Here is a 22950-nt window from a genome sequence, read left to right as displayed (position 1 = left end):
GGCCCCTATGGAGCTGCCCCGTTTGTGCTACCGATGGAGCGGGCGCGTAGACGGGGCAGCTCCATAGGGGCCGAAGGACAGGTCCCCGACCGGGTGCGGGCGTAATCGTCAGGCCGCCGCCACCCGACTGCCCGGTGTACGGGCGACACGGGGCGGCGCGGCGGCGCGGCGACCTCCCAGGGCATTCGCGGGAGAGGGGATATAGCGCAGGCTCGGCGAGACCGAGGCCCTGGCCAGAATCTCGGGTCACCCTCAAGGAGCGGACCGGGATTTCCGGAGAGTGGATGAACTTCGGGCGGGATCGGACGCTCGGCGGCTGTGCCGGGGCCCTGCGTGCGGACCGGGCCGGACTGGGCCGACTGCTGCGGCCGAGCCCGGCCGTGCTCCGGCGCCGATCCGGTGCCCGACCCGCCGGCGCCGTCACCGGCAGCCCGCGTGCGCGGGCCCCGCGCCGCCGCAGGCGTAGCCGGCGATCGTCGCCCCGCCACGCCATCGGGTGCACCTCCTGTCGCCAGGGCAGCAGGAGATGCACCCGAAGGGCGGCGCGCGCCGGGAGCGGCGCGGTCAGACGTTCGCCACCAGCAGGGCTGGCTGTTCGACGCAGTCGGCGACGTGCCGCAGGAAGCCCCCGGCCACCGCGCCGTCGCAGACCCGGTGATCGAAGGTGAGGCTGAGCTGCGTCACCTTCCGTACGGCGAGCTGCCCGTCGACCACCCACGGCTTGTCCACGATCCGGCCCACCCCGAGCAGCGCCGCCTCCGGGTGGTTGATGATCGGGGTGGAGCCGTCGACCCCGAACACCCCGTAGTTGTTGAGGGTGAAGGTGCCACCGATGAGGCGGGCCGGGGGCAGGGCACCGGCCCGGGCCGCGGCGGTGGTCTCGGCGAGGGCCACGGACAGCTCCCGGGTGGTGAGCAGTTGGGCGTCGCGCAGCACGGGGACGACCAGGCCCCGGTCGGTCTGCGCGGCGATGCCCAGGTGCACCCCACGGGACTGGACGATCCGCTGCCCCTCGGTGTCGACGTGTGCGTTGAGCTGCGGGAACCGGCGCAGGCCGCTGAGGCAGATCCGGGCCAGCAGGGCCAGGATGCTCACCGGTTGGTCCGGCGTCGCGGCGTTGATCGCCCGCCGGGTCTGCACCAGCGCGGTGGCGTCCGCGTCGACCCAGATGGTCACCTCGGGGATCTCCCGCCGGCTACGGGAGAGCTTGTCGGCGATCACCTTGCGGATGCCGGTGAGCGGGATGATCAGATCCTCGTCGCCGGCCGACCGGGCGGGCTCGGGCCGGGCCGGCACCGGGGCGAGCCGGGGGGCCGGGGCGAGCGACGTGGCCGGGGCGGCGAGGGCCGCCTCGACGTCAGCCCGGCGGACCACCCCACCGGGGCCGGTGCCCCGCAGGGTGGCCGGGTCGATGCCGTGCTCGCGGGCCAGCCTCCGGACGATCGGCGAGATGACCAGCGCCGCCCCCACCGGGGCGGGCACGGGAGCCACGGCCGGGTGGGCGGGGTGCGTGGAAGCGCCGGCCGGCACGAGTGGCGGCGCGGGCGCCGGGGCCACGGTGGCGGCCGATGGTTCCGGGGCGATCGCGAGGCGGGGGCGGCGGCGCCGTCGGCCCGCCCCGCCGTGCCCGGTGCCGTACCCGATGAGGACGTTGCCGGAGCCGGCGCGCTCCTCCTCCCGGTAGGTGGCGTGCCCGGCGGGCTCGCCGCCGTCGCCGTCCGGCGGCGCGATGGTGATCAGTGGCTGGCCGACCGGGCGCGTCTCGCCGGCCGCGCCGTGCAGGGCCACGACCCGACCGGCGTACGGGCAGGGCACGTCCACGACCGCCTTGGCGGTCTCCACCTCGACGACGGTCTGGTCCACGGTCACGGTGTCGCCCACGGCGACCCGCCACTCGACGATCTCCGCCTCGGCCAGCCCCTCGCCCAGGTCCGGCAGGAGGAAGACCTGGGTACGGTCGACGGTGGTCATGCCGCGCTGCCCTGGGTCAGCCAGCGCGGGTCGGGCTGGTCGTCCCACTGGAGCCGGGCGACCGTGTCGAGCACCCGGTCCACCCCGGGCAGGTGGGTGTGCTCCAGCATCGGCGCCGGGTACGGGATGTCCAGCCCGGACACCCGCAGCACCGGGGCGTGCAGGGCGTGGAAGCAGCGCTCCTGCACCCGGGCGGCGATCTCGGCGCCGACCCCGGCGAAGCCCTGCGCCTCCTGGATCACCACGCACCGGCCGGTCTTGCGTACGGAGGCGGTGATGGTGGCGTCGTCGAGCGGGACGATGGTGCGCACGTCCACCACCTCCAGGTCCCAGCCCTCCTCGCGGGCGGCCTCGGCGGCCTCCAGCGCCACCGGCACCGCCGGCCCGTACGCCACCAGGGTGGCGTCGCGGCCGGGGCGGCGCACGACGGCCCGGCCGAACGGCTCGGTGCGGGTGGGCAGCTCGGCCTCGGCGCTGGAGAAGTAGAGCTTCTTCGGCTCCATGAAGACCACCGGGTCGGGGTCGGCGATCGCCTCGCGCAGCAGCGAGTACGCGTCGGCGACGGTCGCCGGGGTGACCACCTTCAGGCCCGGGGTGTGTGCGTAGTACGCCTCGGACGAGTCGCAGTGATGCTCGACCCCGCCGATGCCGCCGGCGTACGGCACCCGGATGACCATGGGGACGCTCAGCGCGCCCCGGGTGCGGTTTCGCAGCTTGGCCACGTGCGAGGCGATCTGCTCGAAAGCCGGGTACGCGAACGCGTCGAACTGCATCTCCACGACCGGCCGCATCCCGGACATGGCCAGGCCGACGGCGAAGCCGACGATGCCGGCCTCGGCGAGCGGGGTGTCGAAGCAGCGCTTGTCGCCGAACCGGGCCTGGAGCCCGTCGGTGATCCGGAAGACGCCGCCGAGTTTGCCGACGTCCTCGCCGAAGACGAGCACCCGGTCGTCGTCGGCCAACGCGTCGGCGAGCGCGGCGTTGAGCGCCTTCGCCATGGTGGTGGCGCCCATCAGGCGTGCCCCTCGGACTCCCGGTCGGCGGCCAGTTCGGCGCGGACCAGCTCGCGCTGCTCGACGAGCTGCGGGGTCGGCTCGGCGTAGACGTGGTCGAAGAGGCTGAGCGGGTCGACCTGCGGCTGGACGTGCATCCGCTCACGCAGGTCGGCGGCGTACGCCTCGGCCTCCTCGGCGATCGCGGCGACTGCGGCGTCGTCGAGCACCTCGCGCGTGCGCAGGTACGTCTCCAGCCGGGCGATCGGGTCGCGGTCGCGCCAGGTGTCGACCTCGGCGCCGTCGCGGTAGCGGGTGGCGTCGTCGGCGTTGGTGTGCGCCTCCATCCGATAGGTGTGCGCCTCGACCAGGAACGGGCCCTGACCGGCGCGGGCGTGCTCGACCGCGCGGGTCAGCACGGCGAGCACGGCGACGGGGTCGTTGCCGTCGACCTGCTCGCTGGGCACGCCGTACCCGATGCCCTTGTACGCCAGCGACGGCGCGGCGGTCTGCCGGGACAGCGGGACGCTGATGGCGTACTTGTTGTTCTGCACGAAGAACACGACGGGGGCCTTGAACACGGCGGCGAAGTTGATCCCCTCGTGGAAGTCGCCCTCGCTGGTGGCGCCGTCGCCGATGAAGGCCAGCGCGACGGTGTCCCGCCCCTGGTGGGCCTCCCCGTAGGCGAGCCCGGCGGCGTGCACGCACTGGGTGGCCAGCGGCGTGCACTGCGGGGCGGTGTGCCGCTGCGCGGGGTCGTACCCGCAGTGCCAGTCGCCGCGCAGCAGGGTGAGCACCTCGACGGGGTCGATGCCCCGGGAGACCAGCGCCATCGACTCGCGGTAGGTGGGGAAGACCCAGTCGGTGTCCCGGACGGCGAGCCCGACGCCGACCTGACAGGCTTCCTGGCCCCGGGACGAGGGGTAGACGGCGAGCCGGCCCTGCTTGGTCAGGGCGGTGGCCTGGGTGTCGAACCGGCGGCCGACCACCATTCGGCGGTACAGCTCGCGCAGCGCCTCGGCGGGCGGCTCGGGGTAGTCGGCGCGGGCCGGCAGCGGGGTGCCGTCGGCGTCGAGCAGCCGCACCGGCTCCGTCTGCGGCAGCAGGCCGGCAGTCGGGTCGGTCGTCGCCTGCCCGCGGGCGGGGGCCTTGGTGGGCTTCTTGGCCGGCGGGCGGGTACGCGGGGATGCCCTGCGGACCGCCTGGGGTGTGGTCGTCACGGCGGGGACCTCCTGGACGTGTGGTGGCCCTATGCTCCTGCTGTTGGATGATTGACTCAAGATTCACGATGAACGTGGGACGAACGGCACTGGGGAGGGCGTGAGGTGAGCCAGGAGACAATCCCGGACCCGGGCGGAACGGGCGGGGCGGGACGTTCGGCCGGGCCGCTGGACGAGGTCGACCGGCGCATCCTCGACAAGCTGGTCCGCGACGGCCGGATCTCCATCCGCACCCTCGCCGAACAGGTGCACGTCTCGCGCACCAACGCGTACGCCCGGGTGGAGCGGCTGCTGCGCGACGGCGTGATCACCGGGTTCCGGGCCCAGGTCGCTCCGGAGCCGGCCGGGCTGGGCACCTCGGCGTACATCGCGCTGACCATTCAGCAGAACACCTGGCGGGAGGTGTCGGCCGAGCTGGCCCGGGTGCGCTACATCGAGCACGCGGCCCTGCTCGGCGGCGAGCACGACGTCCTCGCGCTGGTCCGGGCGCCGGACAACGCCACCCTGCGGGACGTGGTGCTGGGCCGGGTGCAGAGCATCTCCGGGGTGCTGTCGACCCGGACCTGGCTGGTCTTCGAGGAGTTCGACGGCGCGCAGAGCCCCTGGGAGTGAGCCCGCGCCCGACTCAGCGTTCCGGTGGGGCCTCCAGGCCCTCCCGGTCGGCCAGCTCCAGCAGCGGCTCCAGGGAGAACCGCTGCCCGTCCAGCCCGGCGTGCGGGTCGCCCCGCTCGGCGAAGCGGGCCGGCATACCGACCACGTCGAAGTCCTCCGGGCGGGCGTCGTCCAGCTCCGACCAGTCCAGCGGCGCGGAGACCAGGGCCTGCGGGGTGGGCCGGATCGAGTACGCCGAGGCCATGGTGTGGTCCCGGGACATCTGGTTGTAGTCGACGAAGACCGGACGGTCCCGCTGGTCGCGCCACCAGGTGGTGGTGACCAGCTCCGGCAGCCGGCGCTGCATCTCGCGGCCGAGCGCCAGCACCGCCCGGCGGCAGTCGGCGAAGCTCCAGCGCGGCTCGATCGACAGGTAGACGTGCAGGCCGCGCCCGCCGGTGGTCTTCGGGTAACCGGTCAGGCCCAGCTCGGCGAGGAACGCCCGGACCTCCCGGGCGACCGGCACCACCTGGTCGAAGCCGACCCCGGGCATGGGGTCGAGGTCGATGCGGAGCTGGTCGGGGCGTTCCACGTCGGCGGCGGTGACCGGCCACGGGTGGAACCGCAGGGTGCCCAGGTTGGCCGCCCAGACCACCACGGCCAGCTCGCTCGGCGCGACCTCGTCGGCCGTCCGGCCGCTGGGGAAGGTGAGGTGCGCGGTGCGGACCCAGTCGGGCGCGCCGGCCGGCAGCCGCTTCTGGTAGAACGCGTCGCCCCGGTTGTCCTGCCGGGTGCCGATCCGCGCGCCGGGGAAGACGCCCTTGGGCCAGCGCTCCAGCATGGTCGGGCGGTCGCGGAGCGCGCGCAGGATCCCGTCGCCCACGGCGAGGAAGTAGCGCACCACGTCCAGCTTGGTCAGCCCGCGCTCCGGGAAGTATGGCTTGTCGGGGCTGGAGACGCGCACGACCCGCTCCCCGACCCGGATCTCCTGCGCCGCCGTCGCCATGCCTGACACCGTACGGCGTGGCACCGACACGCGCGGGCGGGTCGGCGCCACCCGGCCCGGCGGGTCGGCGCCAAAGGTCAGGGCCTGCGGGCCACGCAGCCGTACTGCGGGACGGTGAACGGCTGCTCCCCGTCGGCCGGCCGCCACCGCGCGCACGACACCAGGCCCGGTTCGAGCAGCTCCAGGCCGTCGAGGAACCGGGCGATCTCGGCTGCGGTGCGGGACCGGATCGGCGGGGCGGCGTTCTCGTTCCAGAACTTCATGGCCGGCACGTTCGCCTCGCCACCCAGCTCGACGGTCGGGTGGGTGAGCACCAGGAAGCTGCCCGACGGCATCTCGTCCATCAGCCGGCGGACTATCGCCACGGCCTCGTCGGTGTCGAGCACGAAGTTGAGGATGCCCAGCATCATCACCGCCACCGGCCGGTCGAGGTCCAGGGTCCGGGCGGCGCCGGCAAGGACCGACGCCGGGTCGTGGACGTCGGCCTCCAGGTAGTCGGTGGCGCCCTCGGCGGAGCTGGTCAGCAGGGCCCGGGCGTGCACCAGCACCATCGGGTCGTTGTCGACGTAGACGATCCGGGCGTCGGGGGCGACGGCCTGCGCGACCTGGTGGGTGTTGTCGGCGCTGGGCAGGCCGGTGCCGATGTCGAGGAACTGCCGGACACCCACCTCGCCGGTCAGGTGCCGCACCGCGCGGGCGAGGAAGCGCCGGTCGGCCCGGGCGACCTCCCCGATGACCGGGAACATGGTGTGGATGTGCTCGCCGACCCGGCGGTCCGGCTCGAAGTTGTCCTTACCGCCGAGCCAGTAGTTCCACACCCGGGCGTTGTGCGCCACTGTGGTGTCGATGCGCTCCGCCCGTCCCCCGTCACGGACCCCGATGTCGCCGGCCTCTGACACGAAAACTCCTCGACTGCCGCTGTTGTCCGGTCAGCGTAGCCGAGCCTGTGGCCGCCGCCGCGCCGTGGCCGGATGATCGAGCAGTGAGGACGGTCAGGACAGCACCGTCACGCCGACGACCATCAGCGGCAGCGAGACGAACAGGAAGATGCCGACCCCGGTGAGCACCCGGCCGCCGCCCGCGTCCTCGCGCTCCGGGGCGAGCCCGAACGTCGCCCGGGCCGGCAGCATGCCGATCCGGCTCAGGGTCAGGTCGCCGGTCAGCCCGAGCAGGGTGCCGACCACGATGAGCGCGACACCGAACCGGAACGCGAAATCACCGCCGCCGACCACCGTCCACACGCCCACCGCGACGGCCACCGCCACGAGCGCGATGACGAACAGCATGAGAGCCTCCCGCAGGCCCCTGACCACCGTCATCGCTCGCCGCCTCCTCCGGCCGGCCGGTTGCCGGCATCGCACAGACACCCCGTCGCCGGGACCCCGGCGACGCCGGTGACATTCTGCCGGTCGGCACCCCTCGGCGTTGTCCCCCTGTCCACTTCGGCCGGGGAGAGCGCCGGCCACGGCCGCGCCCACTCCGGACGGCCCTCATTGCCACCGTCTGACAGTCCCGGTCTGGCCGGACGGAGGTTTGTAACGCCGCGACGAATTCCTACGCTGTGCATCGGAAGCGGACGCCCCGTCCGCTTCCCGCCGGGCCGCGCCTCCACCAGGGGCACGAGCCGGCCGGATACAGCCCCCTGGGAGCCTGTGTGAAGAACCTCCGTCGCAAGACCCTGGCCGCCGCGTCCTCCGTGACGCTCGGCGTCGGTCTCGCCCTCACCGGTGGACTGACCCCGGCGGCGGCCGCCGGCCCGGACGCCACCTACCTCGTCGTCGCCCCGCTGGGCAGCAAGGCCGACAGGGCTGCCGCCCGGGTGGCCGCCGCCAACGGCACGGTGGTGGCCCGCTACGACCAGATCGGCGTGATTGTCGCCCGATCCACCAACCCGAACTTCGTCACGGACGTGAAGGGCGCCGGCGTCGAGGCGGCGGCCTCCACCGCCGGCCTCGGTACCGCCCTCGAAGAGGGCGAGACCGTGGAGGTTCCGGCGGCCGACGTCGTCAACTCCACGGGCGACCCGACCGCCGAGCCGATGTACGGCCAGCAGTGGGACATGCCGATGATCGGCGTTCCGCAGGCCCACGCGGTCAACAACGGCCGCCCGAGCGTGGTCGTCGGCGTGCTGGACAGCGGCATCTCCAGCAGCCACCCCGACCTGGCCAGCCAGATCGCCAAGGACAAGAGCGCGTCCTGCGTCGGCGGTGTCCCCGACACCACCGAGGCTGCCTGGAACCCGACCTCCTCCGACCACGGCACCCACGTCGCCGGCACCATCGCCGCCGCCGTCAACGGTGTCGGCGTCACCGGTATCGCCCCGGGCGTCAAGGTCGCCGCGGTCAAGGTGGTCAACGACGACGGCTTCATCTTCCCGGAGTCCGCGGTCTGCGGGTTCATCTGGGCCGCCGATCACGGCATGCAGCTCACCAACAACAGCTACTTCGTCGACCCGTGGGAGCTGAACTGCCGCAACGACCCGCGCCAGCGTCCGGCGTGGACCGCGATCCACCGGGCCATCCGCTACTCGCAGAGCAAGGGCGTGCTGAACGTGGCGTCCGCGGGTAACTCGAACTGGGACCTCGCGGGCAAGATCACCGACGACGGCAGCCCGAACAACGGCACCCCCGAGACCCGGCCGGACCTGGGCAACGAGTGCCGCGTCCTGCCGGCCGAGGTGCCGGGCGTGGTGACGGTGTCGGCGGTCGGCCCGACCGGGCAGAAGAGCTACTACTCGTCGTACGGCAAGGGCGTCGTCGAGGTGACGGCCCCGGGCGGCGACACCCGGTTCCGCACCCAGGGCGCGCAGTCGACCATCACCGACGGCATCCTGTCCACCACCTTCAACACCGCCACCCGGACCAACGGCTGGGGCTACAAGCAGGGCACCTCGATGTCCTCCCCGCACGCGACCGGCGTCGCCGCCCTGGCGCTGTCGGCCCACCCGAGGATGGGGCCGCTGCAGCTGACGCTGTTCCTGCAGCTCACGGCGGTGGCGCAGGCCTGCCCGGCGGGCGCGGTGTACAACCCGGTGCCGCTGATCGCGGCCGGCCCGCACGCGTACGACTCGACCTGCTCCGGCGGGAAGTACTACAACGCGTTCTACGGCTCGGGCATGGTCAACGCGTACAACGTGGTGAAGTGACCGCCTGACCGCACGACCAGTGGTGGGGCCCGGCGCGCATGTGCCGGGCCCCACCCGTGCGGTCACCGGGCCAGTCCGACCACCATCACCAGGTGCGCCACGCCGGCCGGCGTCGGGCCGCCGCGCGTCACGTCGGCGATCACCGTACGCGCCAGCGGCCGGCACCGGACCTCGGCCGGCGCGGTCCGGTCGGCGTCGACCAGGGCGCGGCCCGCCCGAAGCAGGTCACCGACGTGCAGGTACGCCCGCGCGGCGTCGACCAGGTGCGCGGCCCGGTGCTCCACCGGCAGCCGCCCCCACGTGCTCCGGCCGGTGGCCCGCTCGTGCCGGCTGACCGCCTCGCCGCCGTCGCCCAGGGCGACCGCCGCCGCCACCCGGGCCAACTCGACCGACGTGGGCCCGAAGCTGGTCCGGTGGTGGTCGTGGCCGTCGCCGACCCGCTCGGCGATCTCGCCCGCCCGGTCGGCCAACTCCCCGGCGCTGCGCGCGTCGCCGCCCGGTCGGCGGCCAGCCACGCCACGGAGGACCTCGGCGACATCCTGGACGACGGAGAACCTGTCGAGCGCGCGGACGCCCCGCTCGACCTTGTCCACCCAACTCTTCGACTTGCCCAGCCGATCGGCGAGCATCTGCTGGGTCATCCCGCGTTGGGCCCGCCACCGCGCGACCCGCCGGCCTATCGGCAGGTCATCGCTGGTCACGACGCCACCGCCGGTCCGGCACCGCCCTGGTGGTGTCGTCCACCGGAATCCGGTCCGCCTCGGCCTGCGCCAACAGCCGTTGCCTCGCCGCCTCCCGCTCGGCCGCCTCGGCCTGCTCACCCCGGCTCGGCACCGGATCGTCACCGTGCACCTGCATCCCCACCTCCGTTGGCAGGGGCGCGGCGGCAAGCTCGTGGAAGGACCGTCACCGCCGCGCCCGGACGACGGGCACGACGGCGACCGATCCCCTACTGCCGGAGGTGCACACCGCGCCCACTACGGAAGGTAGGGCAGCGACTACCCGGAAATCGTCACCCGCTGTGCGACTACCCCGCTGCGGGGCACCTCAGATCACTCCCACCCGCTCGGCCAGGCCACGGAGGTCGGGCCGCGTCGTCGGAGTCTCCCGCACCAGCAGTTCACGTACCGTCGCGCGCATCACGAGGTTCAGACGGGAGTCCTCCGGAGACTCCCGGTCCGCCCTACCAAGCATGTGGACGGCGGCCAGATCCTCCCGACGGATCGCGTACGCCCGCCCCAGTTGAAGGTAATGGGAGTAACGCCGCTCGACACTTGGAAGGTCTCCCACGTCGACGCGCTCGGCCAACCGCAGCGCCTCACCGGTCTGCCAGCAGAGGTGCGGTGCGGCTGTACCGGTGCTGACTGGTGGTCCAGGCCCAGGCGATCGACCGACGAAGCGCGGCGATGTCCACCGGCCCGTCGAGCGTGGGAGCGTAGGCGTGCAGGGCGGCACGTACCGGCTGGACGGACTCGTGCTCGGCCCGCTCGTCCGGGAGCTGCCCGACAGGCATCCCCGTGAGTCGGTACAGGTCCCGCCAGCTCACCACGATCGTTGATCACCCATAGCGAGTTGTGCGGCCGGAACGTGACGCTACGCCTCCGTCGTGTGACCCGAACGCGAGAGCGGGTCAGCGAGGGAGGAGGGGGATCTCCAGGCCGGGGGCTTCGACCAGGACATGTCTGCCGAGGCGTGGACGACACGGGCGACGACTGTGCTCGTTGACAGCGCCCGGCAACCCGGGGAATGGTGTGCGCCATGATCGGACACCTCGACGACGATCGGCTGCGCGCCTTCGGCAGGCCGGCGCGGATCACGGTGTGGCCTGCGGGCGACGCGTTGCTGCAGGTCGGTAACGCGGAGACCCTGCTCAGGATCGTCGAGCGGGACGGCTGTTTCGCGGTGGAGAAGCAGGACCGCGGCGGGGCGTGGCACCCCCAGATGTCCGCCGGGTCGCTGGCGGTCGCGCGCCGCTACGTGATCGGGGAGATCGGCAGCTGGGTGCGGGCCTTCGTGGAACGGGGACAGCGAGGGCCGTCCCCGGACGAGCCGCTTCGGGACGGGTTCACGTTGACCGATCTCGGGCCCTCGGGGCTCGTGCTGTCCTGGCGGGAGGCGTCCGGTGAGCGGTCGGCCCGCTTCCCGCCCGGCCGGTGGCGTGGCAAGGCCGTGCGGTTCGCCAGGTACGCCGACCTGTCGGAGGAATCGATCGTGCGGCGGTTCGGCGGCACCGGGGCGACGCCGGACGCGCTGCCGCCCGGCACCACCGCCCCGGCCGACGCCGACGCCGAGGAGCAGCGGATGGCGGCCCGGGAGATCGTGCGGTTGGTGCGCCGCGAGCTGCCGGCGGGAGCGGACCGCCTCACGATGCGCGCCGGCGTCCTGGCGACGGTCGACTCCTGCCGGTGGTGGGCGGCGTGGGGCGAGCGGCGCGAGGAGATCCACCCCCCGGACGACCCCGCGCTCCGCGACGCGCTCCACGCGTCGCGGCGGGCCTCCTACCGGCCGGGCCTGGGTACGTGGTTCGGCCTGGAGCTGACTGTGACGTCAACGGGCGACGTGACGATGCGGTTCGACCACGACGACGAGCCGGTGTGGTGGTCGGAACCCGTCGACCCCACCGCGTACGTGGCGGAGCAGCGGTGCTTTCCCCGCGAGGAGACGCACCAGCCGCCGTGGCTGCGTCAGCGCCTGGCGCAGGGGCGTGCGCAACTGCCGCAGCGCCTGATCGAGCGGGGCACCGAACTGTTCGGCCGGATCGCGCCGGGCGCCGAACTCGTCCACCACCTGCTGCCGGAGGACGACGCGGTGCTCGTCGTCCGCCCGGTCCGGGGCGGCGGTTCGATCTACGTCGCGCACGACGGGAGCGTGATGTTCGCGGTGTCCGCCGTGCCGCCGCACCAGGCGCTCGAACTGTTCCGGTCCGGGCGACGTACACCCGCCGAGCAGTTCGTGGCACCGCGGAAGGATCCGCACGCGGGCGGGCGGGCGGCGGGGCGGTGACACTCCCGCTCCGCGAGTTCTCCCGCCGGATCGGCTCGACGACCGTCACGGTCGAGGCCAGGGAGCAGCTCGGGACGCAGGCGGATGCGCTGCTGGACATCGTCGCCGCCTACGCCGACGAGCTGCGGGACGGGTTCAGCGTTCAGGCGGGGTGGGGGCCGTTCAGGCTCGTCGCGCGTGGTGAGGACCGGTTCGGTGTCGTCGCGCCGGACTTCGCGACGAAGACCCCGGACCGGATGGGGTGGGTCGGGGACCTCACGCTGGCGCTCTGGGTGCTCAACGGCCAGGTGACGGTCGCCCGCAGGCTGCCCGGAGCCGAGCCGCAGCCTGTGCACTTCAACGACACGGTGCTGTGCTGGCGCGGCATCGAGAACGCCGAACGGCTGATCATGAGCCGGACCGCGCGCAAGGATCGCGCCGACGACTCCGGGTGGTACATCGACGTGTTCCCGCAACCCCGTGAATCCCGGCAGGCGCACGAGTTCGTCCGCTGGCCGGCGTTCCAGCTGCTCGGCGTCAACGAACACATCGCCCGGGCGTTGCTCCTGCCGGTGGGTTACGGCGCGGTCGTGAGCGCCACCCGGACAGATGCGATCACCGACCTCTCCACCACCAGCGTGGCGGTCCGTGGGCCGCTCTGAGCCCAGGGCCGTACCGTCCGGGCTGCGGTTCGCCGGCTCAGCCCGTCCCGGGTCGCGTCGGCCGGCCCGGACGGCGGGTTGCTAGGGTCGCGCGGGTGACCGGACTCCAGCGGCTCGACGCCCAGCACGCCGCCGCGCTGCTCCGCTTCGAACGGGAGAACCGGGCGTACTTCGCCCGGTCCGTGCCGGACCGGGGCGACGACTACTTCGCCGGCTTCGCCGCGCGGCACGCGGACCTGCTCGCGGAGCAGGCCGCCGGCCTGTGCCACTTCCACGTCCTGGTCGACAGCGACGGGGTCGTGCTGGGCCGGTTCAACCTGGTCGACGTCGCGGACGGCGGGGCGGAGCTGGGCTTCCGGGTGGCCGAGCGGGCGGCCGGGCGGGGCGTGGCGACGGACGGCGTGCGCCGCGTGATCGAGCTGGCCCGCACCGGGTACGGGCTGCGCCGGCTGGTCGCGTCGGCCGCGCTGGACAACGCCGGTTCGCTCGGGGTGCTCCGGCGCACCGGGTTCGTCCCGGCCGGCGAGGTGCTGCTCGACGGGCGGCCCGGGCTGCGGCACGTCCGGGAGCTGGGGGCCTGACGCGGGTCGAGGCGTCCGCGTCGCCCGCCCCAGGGAGGCGGTCGACCCGACCGGGTGACGGCTGTTTCCGCAGCTCACCTCGCGGGTACCGGGAGGATCACCAGCAAGCCTAGGAGGTCACGGGTGTCCACCGATGCCATCGTCCTGTTGAAAGAGGACCACAAGGAAATGCGCCGCCTGTTCAAGGCGTTCCAGGATGCCGTGGACGGGCCGGCGAGCCGGCGGCAGAAGCTGGTCGGGCAGATCCTGGAGGCCCTCACGGTGCACACCTACCTGGAGAACGAGGTGATGTACCCGGAGGTCCGCAAGCTGCTGCCGGACCTGGAGGACGACATCCTCGAGTCGTACGAGGAGCACCACGTCGCCGACCTGCTCTGCGCCGAGCTGGCCACCATGGACGCCGGCGACAGCCACTTCAACGCCAAGACGACGGTGCTGATCGAGAACGTGCAGCACCACGTCGAGGAGGAGGAGCAGGAGTGGTTCCCGAAGGTGCGGGAGGCGCTCGGCCGCAACCAGTTGCAGGAGATCGGCGAGCGGATGATCGCGCTGCGCCCCGACGCGCCGCGCAGCCCGACCGAACCGAAGGCGATCAAGAAGGCCGTCGACGCGGTCACCGCCTGAGCGCGCACCACCCCGAACCGGGGCCCGGCCCGACGGCCGGGCCCCGCCGTCGTCTCCACCGCCGATTCTTGGACGGTTGTCGTCCCCGACGGACGGCAACCGTCCAAGATCCGAGGTCGCCGAGGGTGGGTCAGGTGGTGGTGGGCGGGGGGAGGATCTGGCGGAGCTGGCCGGGTGGGGTGGCTCGCGGACGCCACTCCCGGGGGTAGCCCACCGACACCTCCTCGAAGCGCACCCCGTCGTGCCAGGTGGTGCGGGGGATGTGCAGGTGGCCGTAGACGGCCGCGACGGCGTCGTAGCGCAGGTGCCAGTCGGCGGTGGCGTCGGTGCCGCACCACTGGGCGAAGATCGGGTAGCGCAGGACCCGGGTCGGCTCCCGCACCAGCGGCCAGTGGCTGACCAGCACCGTCGGCAGGGCCGGGTCGCGGGCGTCGAGCCGCCGGGCGGTCCCGGCCACCCGGGCCGCGCACCACGCCTGCCGGCTCGGGTACGGGTCGGGGTGCAGCAGGAACTCGTCGGTGCAGACGACCCCGGTGGCGTACGCCTCGGCGAGCGCCGCCTCCCGGGTGTCCAGCCCCTCGGGCCGCCAGCCGTAGTCGTACAGCAGGAACAGCGGCACCACCAGCGCCGGCCCGCCGGGGCCCCGCCACACCGGGTACGGGTCCTCCGGGGTGAGCACGCCCAGCCCCCGGCAGACCTGGACGAGGTGCCGGTAGCGGGCCTCGCCGCGCAGGGCGATCGGGTCGGCCGGGGGCGTCCACAGCTCGTGGTTGCCGGGCACCCAGACCACCTTGGCGAAGCGGCGGCTGAGCACGCCGAGCGCCCACTCGACGTCGGCCACGGTGTCGCCCACGTCGCCCGCGACCAGCAGCCAGTCGCCCGACGAGCGGGGCCGCAGGCCCTCGACGATGTCCCGGTTCTCCGCGTACCCCACATGCAGGTCACTGATGGCGAGCAGCGCGCCGTCGTCCTTCGCCATCCGTCGATCCTACGGGAGGCGGCTCCCGCCCCGGGAGGCGCGGCGGCGACGGCCGGGTCGTGCGCTCGTCGCGCCTCTGCGCTCCCCCGCCGATGGGGCCACGGAGGTCGGCCGGGGCGGCGGGGGCGGACCGGGTACGATCAGCACGGGCCGTGACTGGCGCGTGGGGATGGAAAACCATCGGGAAGCGGTCCCGTCATCAGGACGTTTGCCGAGCGCCTGGGCCTTCCGCACGTCACCAGGAGGTCGCATGTCGTCGCCGAATGCCGAGTCCACCGCCTTCCGCAGCGCCCTTGAGGTGATCCGGGCCGTGGAGCCCCGGGTCGCCGACGCGATCGGGGCGGAGCTGGCCGACCAGCGCGAGTCGCTCAAGCTGATCGCCAGCGAGAACTACGCCTCCCCCGCCACGCTGCTGGCGATGGGCAACTGGTTCAGCGACAAGTACGCCGAGGGCACCGTCGGCCGCCGCTTCTACGCCGGCTGCCAGAACGTCGACACGGTCGAGTCCCTCGCCGCCGAGCACGCCAAGGAGCTGTTCGGCGCCACGCACGCGTACGTGCAGCCGCACTCCGGGATCGACGCCAACCTGGTGGCGTTCTGGGCGGTGCTGGCCGACCGGGTCGAGGCGCCTGCGCTGAAGAAGGCCCAGGTGCGGCAGGTCAACGACCTGACCGAGGAGGACTGGTTCACGCTGCGCCGGGAGCTGGGCAACCAGCGGATGCTCGGCATGTCCCTGGACGCGGGCGGCCACCTCACCCACGGCTTCCGGCCCAACATCTCCGGCAAGATGTTCGACCAGCGCAGCTACGGCACCGACCCGGTGACCGGGCTGGTCGACTACGACAAGGTCGCCGAGGCGGCCCGCGAGTTCAAGCCGATGATCCTGGTCGCCGGCTACTCGGCGTACCCGCGGAAGGTGAACTTCCGGATCATGCGGGAGATCGCCGACTCGGTCGGCGCGACGTTCATGGTCGACATGGCGCACTTCGCCGGCCTGGTGGCGGGCAAGGTCTTCACCGGGGACTTCGACCCGGTGCCGCACGCGCACATCGTCACCACCACCACCCACAAGTCGCTGCGCGGCCCGCGCGGCGGCATGGTGCTCTGCGGCCCGGAGCTGGCCGACCAGGTGGACCGGGGCTGCCCGATGGTGCTCGGCGGCCCGCTGCCGCACGTGATGGCCGCCAAGGCGGTCGCCCTGGCCGAGGCCCGCCGCCCCGACTTCGCCGACTACGCCCAGCGGATCGTCGACAACGCCCAGGCCCTCGCGGAGGGGCTGCTGAGCCGGGGCGCGAAGCTGGTCACCGGCGGCACCGAGAACCACCTGGTGCTGATCGACGTCTCCGGGTACGGGCTGACCGGCCGGCAGGCCGAGCAGGCGCTGCTCGACTCGGGCATCGTCACCAACCGCAACTCCGTCCCGCAGGACCCGAACGGCGCCTGGTACACGTCGGGCATCCGGATCGGCACCCCGGCGCTGACCACCCGGGGCCTGGGCGTGGCCGAGATGGACGCCACCGCCGAGCTGATCCACACCGTGCTCAGCCAGACCGTCTCCGGCTCGAACGCCGACGGCACCCCGTCGAAGGCCAAGTACGTCCTCGACCCGGCGCTGGCCGACAAGGTCAGCCGCCAGGCCACCGACCTCCTGTCGGCCTTCCCGCTCTACCCCTCGGTCACCCTGACCTGACCCGCCCCTGCGCCCCCGCGATCATGGAGGCGTGGTGCCCGGAACGGCTGGTTCATGCCAGCCGTTCCCGGGCACCACGCAAAGCCATGATCGGTGGGGTCAGGCGAGGGGGCGCTTGAGGTGGTAGCGGTGGACCTCGGTGCTGCCCTGGACGTTGTTCACGTCCTCGGCGGCGGAGACCAGCTCCCAGCCGTCCCGGCCGGCGCGGTTGAGGTGGGCGATCGCGGTGTCGCCGTACGCGGTGATGTCGGTGCGGGACCCGTCCGGGCCGTACCAGACGAACGAGACGTGGAAATTGCGTCCCTGCCCCTGGTAACGGCGGACCAACAGCGCGTACTCCCATGCGACCATACGATCCATTATGGCCGGTGCGTCCGGACCGCCGACGCACGGGGGGTGGCGGAACGGCGACAGTACGGGGTCAGGCCGGCGCCGCCGGGGCCGCCGCCCGGGCCAACTCGTCGGCGATCAGCGCGGCGAGGCGGTCCAGGCCGACGTCGATCTGCTCGCAGGTGACCGCGCTGATCGACAACCGCAGCGCGGCCACCGGTGCGGTGTCGTCGTAGAAGTGCGCCATCGGGGTCCACAGTACGCCGTACTCCTGCGCCGAGCGGCGCAGCAGCGCGTCGTCGACGGGGAACGGGACGGTCAGCACCGCGAAGAACCCGCCGGCCGGGACGTTCCAGGACACCGGGGAGGGCGCCGGGAACCGCAGCGTCAGGCCCGCCACCAGGTGGCGCAGGTTGCGGGCGTACGCGGCGCGCTCCCGGACGTTCGCCGCGACCAGGCTGCCCCCGTGGGCGAGCAGCGCGCCCCCGACCACCGCCTGGGCGATCGCCGAGGTGTTCACCGTGACCATGCTCTTGATCTTCGCGAGCTGGTCGGCGAGCGGCCCCACCGTCCCGTCGGAGTCCCGGACCCGCTGGTCGGCCACCAGGTAGCCGACCCGGGCCCCGGGCAGCACGGTCTTGGCGAACGAGCCGAGGTAGACCACCCGCCGGCCGGTGTCGAGGGCCTTGAGCGTCGGCACCCGCTGCGCGCCGTCGGCGTGGAACAGCCCGTACGGGTTGTCCTCGATCAGCAGCAGGTCCTCCTCCGCGGCGAGGTCGAGCAGCCGCCGCCGGTCGGCCAGGTCGATGCTGGTCCCGGACGGGTTGGCGAAGTCCGGCATCACGTAGCAGGCGCGCGGGCGCAGCCCCTCGGCGCGGGCCCGGCGCACCTGCTGGCGCAGATCGGCCAGGTCGATCCCGGTCGGGCCACCGGCCACCGGGCGCACCGGCAGGTCCACCAGCCGGGCGGCCCCGGTGAGCCCCACGTACGTCGGGGCGACCGCGAGCAGCACGTCCCGGGGGTCGGCGCGCAGCGCGCGCAGCACCAGCAGCATCGCCTCCTGGCAGCCGACGGTCACCACGATCGACTCCGGGTCGACGGTGATCCCCTCGTCGACGGCGAGGTTGCGGGCCACCAGGTCGTGGATGATCCCCTTGGTCCGGCCGTACTGGAACAGGGTGCGGTGCACCTGCTCCGGGCCGTACCCGAGGTCGTCGACCAGGTGCGCCCGGAAGGTCTCCAGGTGCCGGTGCAGGTCGGCGACGTCGAAGAACTCCTCGTACGGCCGGCCAGCGGCCAGCGACACCGCCGCCGGGTAGCGCTGGGCCACCTCGTTGAGGAAGTTCATCGAGTTCAGCGCCGGATCGTCCACCGCCGGGTGCAGGTCCGCGACGTCCAGGTCCACATCCATGGCCACCTCCACCGGTCGTCCACCGTCCACGTTCAGCCTCCCGTGATCGTCCGCAGGTCGCGGGCCTCGGCCGGGTCGGCGCACCCGGCGAGGGTGAGCGCGTCGCGCAGCTCGGCGGCGAGCAGCGCGAAAGCGGCGTCGGCGCCGGCCCGCCCGCCGACGGCCAGCGCCCACAGCAGCGGCCGGCCGACCAGCACCCCCGACGCGCCGAGCGCCAGTGCGCGCAGCACGTCGACGCCGCCGCTGATCCCGCTGTCGACGAGCACCTCGCACCGGTCACCCACCGCGGTCAGCACCTCCGGCAGCATGGTGACGGCGGCCGGGGCCGCATCGAGCTGCCGCCCGCCGTGGTTGGACACCACCACCGCGTCCGCGCCCGCGTCGGCGGCGAGCACCGCGTCGCGGGGGTCGAGGATCCCCTTGACCACCAGCGGCAGGTCGGTCTGCCCCCGCAGCCAGTCGACGTCGGACCAGGTCAGGGCGGGGGCGAAGACGGCGCTGGTGTGCCGGGCCACGGCGGAGGTGCCTGGGATGCCGGCGTGCGCGAGGTCGTCGCGGCTGCCCGGCAGGTTGGCCGCGCTCACCTCCCGCGGCAGGGCGAAGCCGTTGCGCACGTCGCGCAGCCGGGGGCCGAGGATCGGCACGTCGACGGTGACCATGAGGGCGGTGCAGCCGGCCCGGTGCGCCCGGTCCACCAGCTCCCGCACCATCCCCCGGTCGCGCAGCCAGTAGAGCTGGAACCAGACCGGGCCGCCGACCGCCGCGATCTCCTCGACGGTGGTGCTGCTCAGCGTGCTCACCACGTACGGCACCCCGGCCGCGTGGGCCGCCGCCGCGAGCGCCGGCTCGCCGTCGGGGTGCACCAACCGCTGGTACGCCATGGGCGCCACCGCCACCGGCAGGGCGTACGGCCGGCCGAGCAGCGGGGCGTCGGTGCGGGGCCGGTCGACGCCGCGCAGCATCCGGGGCAGCACGGCGATCCGGTCCAGCGCGGCCCGGTTCCCCGCGAGGGCGGTCTCGGTGCCGCTGCCGCCGGCCACGAAGTCGTACACCTCGGGCGGGAGGACGTCGCGGGCCAGGGCGGCGAAGTCGGCGAGGCTCGCCGCGAGCGGCGCCCCGCCCGGGACGGGGGCCGGGTCAGCCATCGACGGCTCCCGCCTCGGAGAGGAGCGCCGGGGCGGTCCCGAGCCGCTCGCGCAGGAACGCGGCGGCCCGGTCCTGGGCCCGCCGGCCCGCGTCGAACGCGCCCGGCATGGCGAAGAACCCGTGGATCATCCCGTCGTAGCGGGCCAGCTCGACCGGCACCCCGGCCTCGCGAAGTCGGGACGCGTACCGCTCCCCCTCGTCGCGCAGCGGGTCGTACTCGGCGGTGACGACCAGGGCCGGCGGCAGGCCCGTCAAATCCTCGGCGAGCAGCGGCGAGGCGAGCGGGTCCTCAGCCGTGGCGGGGTCGGGCAGGTAGTGCCCCCGGTACCAGGCCACCGAGTGCCGGTTGAACAGCAGCGGGTCCTGCTCGCCGGCCGGCTCGTCCCGCCGGCGCTGGTCGGTGTTCGGGTAGACCAGGAGTTGGGCGGCGAGCGCCGGCCCGCCCGCGTCCCGGGCCAGCAGGGTGACCGCGGCGGCGAGGTTCCCGCCGGCGCTGTCCCCGCCGACGGCCAGCCGGTCCGGGTCAACCCCGAACTCGTCGGCGTGCCCGGCGAGCCAGCGCACGGCGGCGTGGCAGTCGTGCACGGCCGCCGGGAACGGGTGCTCGGGGGCCAGCCGGTAGCCGACGGTCACCACCTGGCAGCCGGCGGCGTTGGCCAACCGGCGGCAGATCCCGTCGGCGGTGTCGACGCTGCCCAGCGTCCAGCCACCGCCGAAGAGGTAGACCAGCGTGGGCAGCCGACCCGGGCCGGCCGGCCGGTGTACGCGGATCGGGAGGTCCCCGGCGGGGCCGGGGACGACTCCGTCGCGTACCTCGTGCACCGGCTCGACGTCGCCGCCGCCGGCCCGGATCGCGGCCAGGTCGGCGGCGCGGGCCTCGGCGAGGGACTGCGTGTACAGGGGCGTGACGCCGGCCGCCGCGCGGGCGGCCCGGTACGCGATCACCTGCGGGTCCAGGGGCATGCCGGTCTCCTAACCGCCGGTCGTGACGAACAGCTTGTCGATGCCGCGCAGGAACAGACTGCCGCTGTACACCGGCGTCTGGGTGATCCGCAGCTCGGGGAAGCGGGTGAACAGCCGGGGCAGGGCCAGCCGGCCCTCCAGGCGGGACACCGCCGCGCCGAGGCAGTAGTGCAGGCCGACGCCGAAGGCCAGCGACGGCGGGCCGCCCCGGCGTGGGTCGAAGCGGTCGGGGTCGGGGAAGCGGGCGGGGTCCCGGTTCGCGGCGGCGATCAGCAGCATCACGTTCTCGCCCTCGGCCACCGGGACGCCGTGCAGGACGGTGTCCCGGGGCGCGGCCCGGGCCAGGAAGTGCACGGGGCTCTGCATCCGCAGCACCTCGTCGACGCAGCCCAGGGTCAGCTTGTCGTCGCCGGGCAGGGCGGCGGCCACCTCGGGGTGGTCGAGCAGCAGCGGCAGGCCGTTGCTGAACATGTAGACGGTGGTGACGAAGCTGGCGTTGAACAGCACGATGAGGTTGCTGATCAGCTCGTCCTCGGTGAGGTCCACACCGCCGGAGTCCACCGCCTCGACCAGGCCGCTGACCAGGTCCTCGCTGGGGGTGCGGCGGCGGTCGGCGATCAGCTCCCGGTAGTACGCGCGCAGCTCGGTGGCGGCGGTGTCGGCCTTGGCCAGCCGCTCCGGGGTCGCCCCGGCGACGTCCAGGAAGTCGTCGATCCGCTCGACCCGCTCGCGGTACCAGGACAGGTCGGCCTCGGGCAGGCCGATGAACTCGGCCATCACCAGCGCCGGGATCGGGTACGCGAAGTCGGACACGAAGTCGACCTCGGCCCCACCGGCGCCGGCCTCCGCCATCCGGTCCAGCAGTTGGTCGGTGATCCGGTCAATCACCGGCTCCAGGGCGCCCAGCCGGCGGGGGGTGAACGTCTTGGCGAACACGGCCCGCATCCGGGTGTGGTCCGGCGGGTTGATGAACATCATCGAGGATTCGAAGGTGCGCAGGATCTCGTGCTGCTCCCAGCCCGGCGGGGACTGCTTGTACCACTCGGGGTCGCGCAGCACCTCGCTGACCAGGTCGTATCCCCCGGCGACGGCGGCGACGGTGCTGTGCGCGGCGCGGTTCGGGATCTCGCGGATGGGGCCCAGCTCGTGCAGGGCCGCGTAGAAGGGGTACGGGTTCTGCCGGCCCTGTTCGCTGTACAGGCCGGCGAGCAGCTCTTGGACGTCCACGGTGACGCTTCCTCCCCAGGAATCTTCAAAGACGGGGCGGCGGGGGGATCACCCCCGCCGCCCCGCCGGTGTCACAGACCGAGCAGGCGCAGTGGCACCGCGTCGGCGATCGCCTGGTTGCCCAGGTCGTTCGGGTGGATGTGGTCACCCGAGTCGTACGCCGGGAGCAGCCGGCTCGGCTGCGCCGGGTCGCGCAGCACCTTGTCGAGGTCGAGGACCCCGTCGAACTCCCGGCTGCCACGCAGGTACGCGTTGACCGCCTGGCGGGTGGCCTCCTTCTCCGGCGTCCACACCCCCTCGACGCCGTGCCCCTGGTACGGGGTCAGCGTGGCTACCAGACTGGTCAGGCCGCGGGCCTTGACCTGCTGGTTGATCTGCCGCAGCGAGGCGATGATGTTCTCGGCGGAGTCGCCGGACATCCAGATGTCGTTGATGCCCAGTTGGGTGACGACGGTCTGCACGCCGGTCTGCGGGAAGACGTCCTCGTTGAGCCGGGCCAGGCCGTTCGGGCCCAGCTCGAAGTAGCCGGGGAAGCCGCCCGTGCCGGGCTCCGTGCCCTCGTGGTTGAGCCGGTTGCCGGCCAGGCTGAGGTTGAGCACGCCCGGGGTGCGCACCTCGGGACGGCCGTCGATCAGCCGGTCGGCGAGCAGGTCCGGCCAGCGCTTGTTGGAGTTGACCGAGCTGCCGTTGCCGTCGGCGATCGAGTCGCCGAGGACGACCACCGAGCCGGGGCTCTGCCGCCGCTGCACGTCCACACCGGACAGGAACATCCAGCAGCAGTCGGGGCGGGTGGTGAAGCCGGTGCCGGCGGCGGCACCGGTGAGGTCGGTGGCGCCGATGAACGTGGTCTGCCGGGACTGGCCGTGGAAGGTGACCGGCCCGGTCAACACCGGGAAGTACAGCGTGACGACCAGGTCCTCCTGGTCACCGACCGGAAAGTCGATCGGGTCGCTGAGCAGCTCGGCGCCCCGGTTCATGGTGACCGTGGCGGAACCGTTGAACTTCAACTCCCGCACGCTGGCGGCGGTGACGTCCGACAGGTCCGTCGGGGTCGCGGTGTCCGGCCGGGCGACGGTGGCCCGGCCGACCTTCACGGCCTGCTCGCCGTAGACGTTGCTGAGCCGGATGCGCAGCCGGGGACCGCCCACGGTGGTGTGCACGATCATCCGGATGCTGTGGTTGTTCAGGCCGGTGTTGGTCAGGCCGGCCGAGTTGCCCCGGGTCACCGCGGCGGCCCAGCTGCCCGCCCACACGGGGTCGCTGCGACGCTTCCCGTTGTCCGGGCCGGCGGTCGCCACCACGGCCGGCGCCCCCACTACCAGTGCCGTGGCCACGGCGGCGATCATCTGCCATCTCTTAGGGGCCTTCGTCAATTGCCATCTCTTCGGAGTCGACATTGAACCTCCATGTTGGCCCAGGGTCGTCCACTG

Annotated in this window: 22 protein-coding genes, 2 pseudogenes and 1 riboswitch; of the genes and pseudogenes, 7 read left to right on the top strand and 17 right to left on the bottom strand. The window is 73.5% G+C overall.

From position 1 onward, the window contains the following. Positions 1 to 564: 564 nt before the first annotated feature. The 3 genes from OG559_RS26335 to pdhA are packed head-to-tail and all read right to left on the bottom strand — an operon-like array spanning position 565 to position 4216. Entirely contained in the window at positions 565 to 1971 is a 1407-nt protein-coding gene (locus tag OG559_RS26335) for a dihydrolipoamide acetyltransferase family protein (protein WP_405108382.1), read from the bottom strand. After that, positions 1968 to 2984: an alpha-ketoacid dehydrogenase subunit beta gene (locus OG559_RS26330; RefSeq protein ID WP_405108379.1), complete on the bottom strand. Its 1017-nt coding sequence runs from the start codon at positions 2982 to 2984 to the stop codon at positions 1968 to 1970. The genes OG559_RS26335 and OG559_RS26330 overlap by 4 nt, the downstream gene beginning before the upstream one ends. Continuing rightward, on the bottom strand, positions 2984 to 4216 hold the full coding sequence (gene pdhA / locus OG559_RS26325; protein ID WP_405116977.1) for a pyruvate dehydrogenase (acetyl-transferring) E1 component subunit alpha: 1233 nt from the start codon (positions 4214 to 4216) through the stop codon (positions 2984 to 2986). Before pdhA ends, OG559_RS26330 begins: the two co-directional genes overlap by 1 nt. Before the next feature lie 72 nt (positions 4217 to 4288). On the opposite strand from pdhA, the gene OG559_RS26320 reads away from it, so the two are divergent. Beyond that, complete coding sequence (locus tag OG559_RS26320) at positions 4289 to 4795, top strand: Lrp/AsnC family transcriptional regulator (protein WP_405108376.1); 507 nt, start codon at positions 4289 to 4291, stop codon at positions 4793 to 4795. A gap of 13 nt (positions 4796 to 4808) precedes the next feature. Here the strand turns inward: OG559_RS26320 and OG559_RS26315 are convergent, their stop codons facing one another. From OG559_RS26315 to OG559_RS26305, 3 genes are all read right to left on the bottom strand, one after another. Beyond that, positions 4809 to 5780: a DNA polymerase domain-containing protein gene (locus tag OG559_RS26315; RefSeq protein WP_396672707.1), complete on the bottom strand. Its 972-nt coding sequence runs from the start codon at positions 5778 to 5780 to the stop codon at positions 4809 to 4811. A gap of 77 nt (positions 5781 to 5857) precedes the next feature. Continuing rightward, positions 5858 to 6679 (bottom strand): SAM-dependent methyltransferase, encoded by an 822-nt coding sequence (locus tag OG559_RS26310; protein ID WP_405108373.1) that lies wholly within the window; start codon positions 6677 to 6679, stop codon positions 5858 to 5860. Between the two features lie 93 nt (positions 6680 to 6772). Next, complete coding sequence (locus OG559_RS26305) at positions 6773 to 7099, bottom strand: hypothetical protein (RefSeq protein ID WP_405108371.1); 327 nt, start codon at positions 7097 to 7099, stop codon at positions 6773 to 6775. 335 nt (positions 7100 to 7434) lie between these two features. On the opposite strand from OG559_RS26305, the gene OG559_RS26300 reads away from it, so the two are divergent. After that, positions 7435 to 8925: a S8 family peptidase gene (locus tag OG559_RS26300; protein ID WP_405108369.1), complete on the top strand. Its 1491-nt coding sequence runs from the start codon at positions 7435 to 7437 to the stop codon at positions 8923 to 8925. A 518-nt stretch (positions 8926 to 9443) separates the two neighbouring features. Here OG559_RS26300 and OG559_RS26295 read toward each other — a convergent pair. From OG559_RS26295 to OG559_RS26280, 4 genes and pseudogenes are all read right to left on the bottom strand, one after another. Next, positions 9444 to 9566 (bottom strand): annotated as a pseudogene (locus OG559_RS26295) (helix-turn-helix domain-containing protein); the annotation flags it as partial. 46 nt (positions 9567 to 9612) lie between these two features. Further along, positions 9613 to 9783 (bottom strand): hypothetical protein, encoded by a 171-nt coding sequence (locus OG559_RS26290; protein ID WP_387017538.1) that lies wholly within the window; start codon positions 9781 to 9783, stop codon positions 9613 to 9615. A 189-nt stretch (positions 9784 to 9972) separates the two neighbouring features. Further along, a pseudogene (locus OG559_RS26285) lies at positions 9973 to 10248 on the bottom strand (XRE family transcriptional regulator); the annotation flags it as partial. Next, positions 10244 to 10438, bottom strand: coding sequence for a hypothetical protein (locus OG559_RS26280; RefSeq protein WP_405117121.1), 195 nt, complete (start codon positions 10436 to 10438; stop codon positions 10244 to 10246). The pseudogene OG559_RS26285 and the gene OG559_RS26280, both read right to left, overlap by 5 nt. 245 nt (positions 10439 to 10683) lie before the next feature. Between OG559_RS26280 and OG559_RS26275 the strand changes: the two genes are divergently transcribed. The 4 genes from OG559_RS26275 to OG559_RS26260 all read left to right on the top strand — a co-directional run bounded on the left by OG559_RS26275 (position 10684) and on the right by OG559_RS26260 (position 13774). Further along, entirely contained in the window at positions 10684 to 11928 is a 1245-nt protein-coding gene (locus OG559_RS26275) for a hypothetical protein (RefSeq protein WP_405108366.1), read from the top strand. Then, positions 11925 to 12569, top strand: a complete 645-nt coding sequence (locus OG559_RS26270) for a hypothetical protein (protein ID WP_405108363.1) — start codon at positions 11925 to 11927, stop codon at positions 12567 to 12569. The genes OG559_RS26275 and OG559_RS26270 overlap by 4 nt, the downstream gene beginning before the upstream one ends. Positions 12570 to 12664: 95 nt before the next feature. Continuing rightward, entirely contained in the window at positions 12665 to 13150 is a 486-nt protein-coding gene (locus OG559_RS26265) for a GNAT family N-acetyltransferase (RefSeq protein ID WP_405108360.1), read from the top strand. A 123-nt stretch (positions 13151 to 13273) separates the two neighbouring features. Continuing rightward, a complete protein-coding gene (locus tag OG559_RS26260; RefSeq protein ID WP_405108357.1) occupies positions 13274 to 13774 on the top strand; it encodes a hemerythrin domain-containing protein in 501 nt (166 codons plus the stop codon). Positions 13775 to 13904: 130 nt separating this feature from the next. Here OG559_RS26260 and OG559_RS26255 read toward each other — a convergent pair whose 3' ends face one another. After that, positions 13905 to 14753, bottom strand: coding sequence for a metallophosphoesterase family protein (locus OG559_RS26255; protein ID WP_405108354.1), 849 nt, complete (start codon positions 14751 to 14753; stop codon positions 13905 to 13907). A gap of 142 nt (positions 14754 to 14895) precedes the next feature. Then, a riboswitch (ZMP/ZTP riboswitch) is annotated at positions 14896 to 14985 on the top strand. Between the two features lie 18 nt (positions 14986 to 15003). Here OG559_RS26255 and OG559_RS26250 point away from each other — a divergent pair. Continuing rightward, complete coding sequence (locus OG559_RS26250; RefSeq protein WP_405108352.1) at positions 15004 to 16443, top strand: glycine hydroxymethyltransferase; 1440 nt, start codon at positions 15004 to 15006, stop codon at positions 16441 to 16443. A gap of 99 nt (positions 16444 to 16542) precedes the next feature. Here OG559_RS26250 and OG559_RS26245 read toward each other — a convergent pair whose 3' ends face one another. The 6 genes from OG559_RS26245 to OG559_RS26220 all read right to left on the bottom strand — a co-directional run bounded on the left by OG559_RS26245 (position 16543) and on the right by OG559_RS26220 (position 22863). Then, positions 16543 to 16803 carry a hypothetical protein gene (locus tag OG559_RS26245; protein ID WP_350887997.1) on the bottom strand — a complete coding sequence of 87 codons (261 nt, stop codon included), beginning with the start codon at positions 16801 to 16803 and terminating at the stop codon, positions 16543 to 16545. A 61-nt stretch (positions 16804 to 16864) separates the two neighbouring features. After that, the gene (locus tag OG559_RS26240) at positions 16865 to 18268 is read right to left on the bottom strand and encodes a PLP-dependent aminotransferase family protein (protein ID WP_405108349.1); all 1404 of its coding nucleotides are present in this window, start codon (positions 18266 to 18268) and stop codon (positions 16865 to 16867) included. Then, the gene (locus OG559_RS26235; protein ID WP_405108346.1) at positions 18217 to 19329 is read right to left on the bottom strand and encodes an alpha-hydroxy acid oxidase; all 1113 of its coding nucleotides are present in this window, start codon (positions 19327 to 19329) and stop codon (positions 18217 to 18219) included. The genes OG559_RS26240 and OG559_RS26235 overlap by 52 nt, the downstream gene beginning before the upstream one ends. Continuing rightward, positions 19322 to 20293: an alpha/beta hydrolase gene (locus OG559_RS26230; RefSeq protein WP_405108343.1), complete on the bottom strand. Its 972-nt coding sequence runs from the start codon at positions 20291 to 20293 to the stop codon at positions 19322 to 19324. The genes OG559_RS26235 and OG559_RS26230 overlap by 8 nt, the downstream gene beginning before the upstream one ends. A gap of 9 nt (positions 20294 to 20302) precedes the next feature. After that, positions 20303 to 21520, bottom strand: a complete 1218-nt coding sequence (locus OG559_RS26225; protein WP_405108340.1) for a cytochrome P450 — start codon at positions 21518 to 21520, stop codon at positions 20303 to 20305. Positions 21521 to 21591: 71 nt separating this feature from the next. Next, positions 21592 to 22863, bottom strand: coding sequence for an SGNH/GDSL hydrolase family protein (locus tag OG559_RS26220; RefSeq protein ID WP_405116975.1), 1272 nt, complete (start codon positions 22861 to 22863; stop codon positions 21592 to 21594). Positions 22864 to 22950 lie beyond the last annotated feature (87 nt).

This window comes from Micromonospora sp. NBC_01405, assembly GCF_045040155.1.
Lineage (GTDB): Bacteria > Actinomycetota > Actinomycetes > Mycobacteriales > Micromonosporaceae > Micromonospora.
The sequence above is the reverse complement of the archived record's forward strand: the minus strand, read 5'-3'. Positions and strand labels throughout refer to the sequence as shown.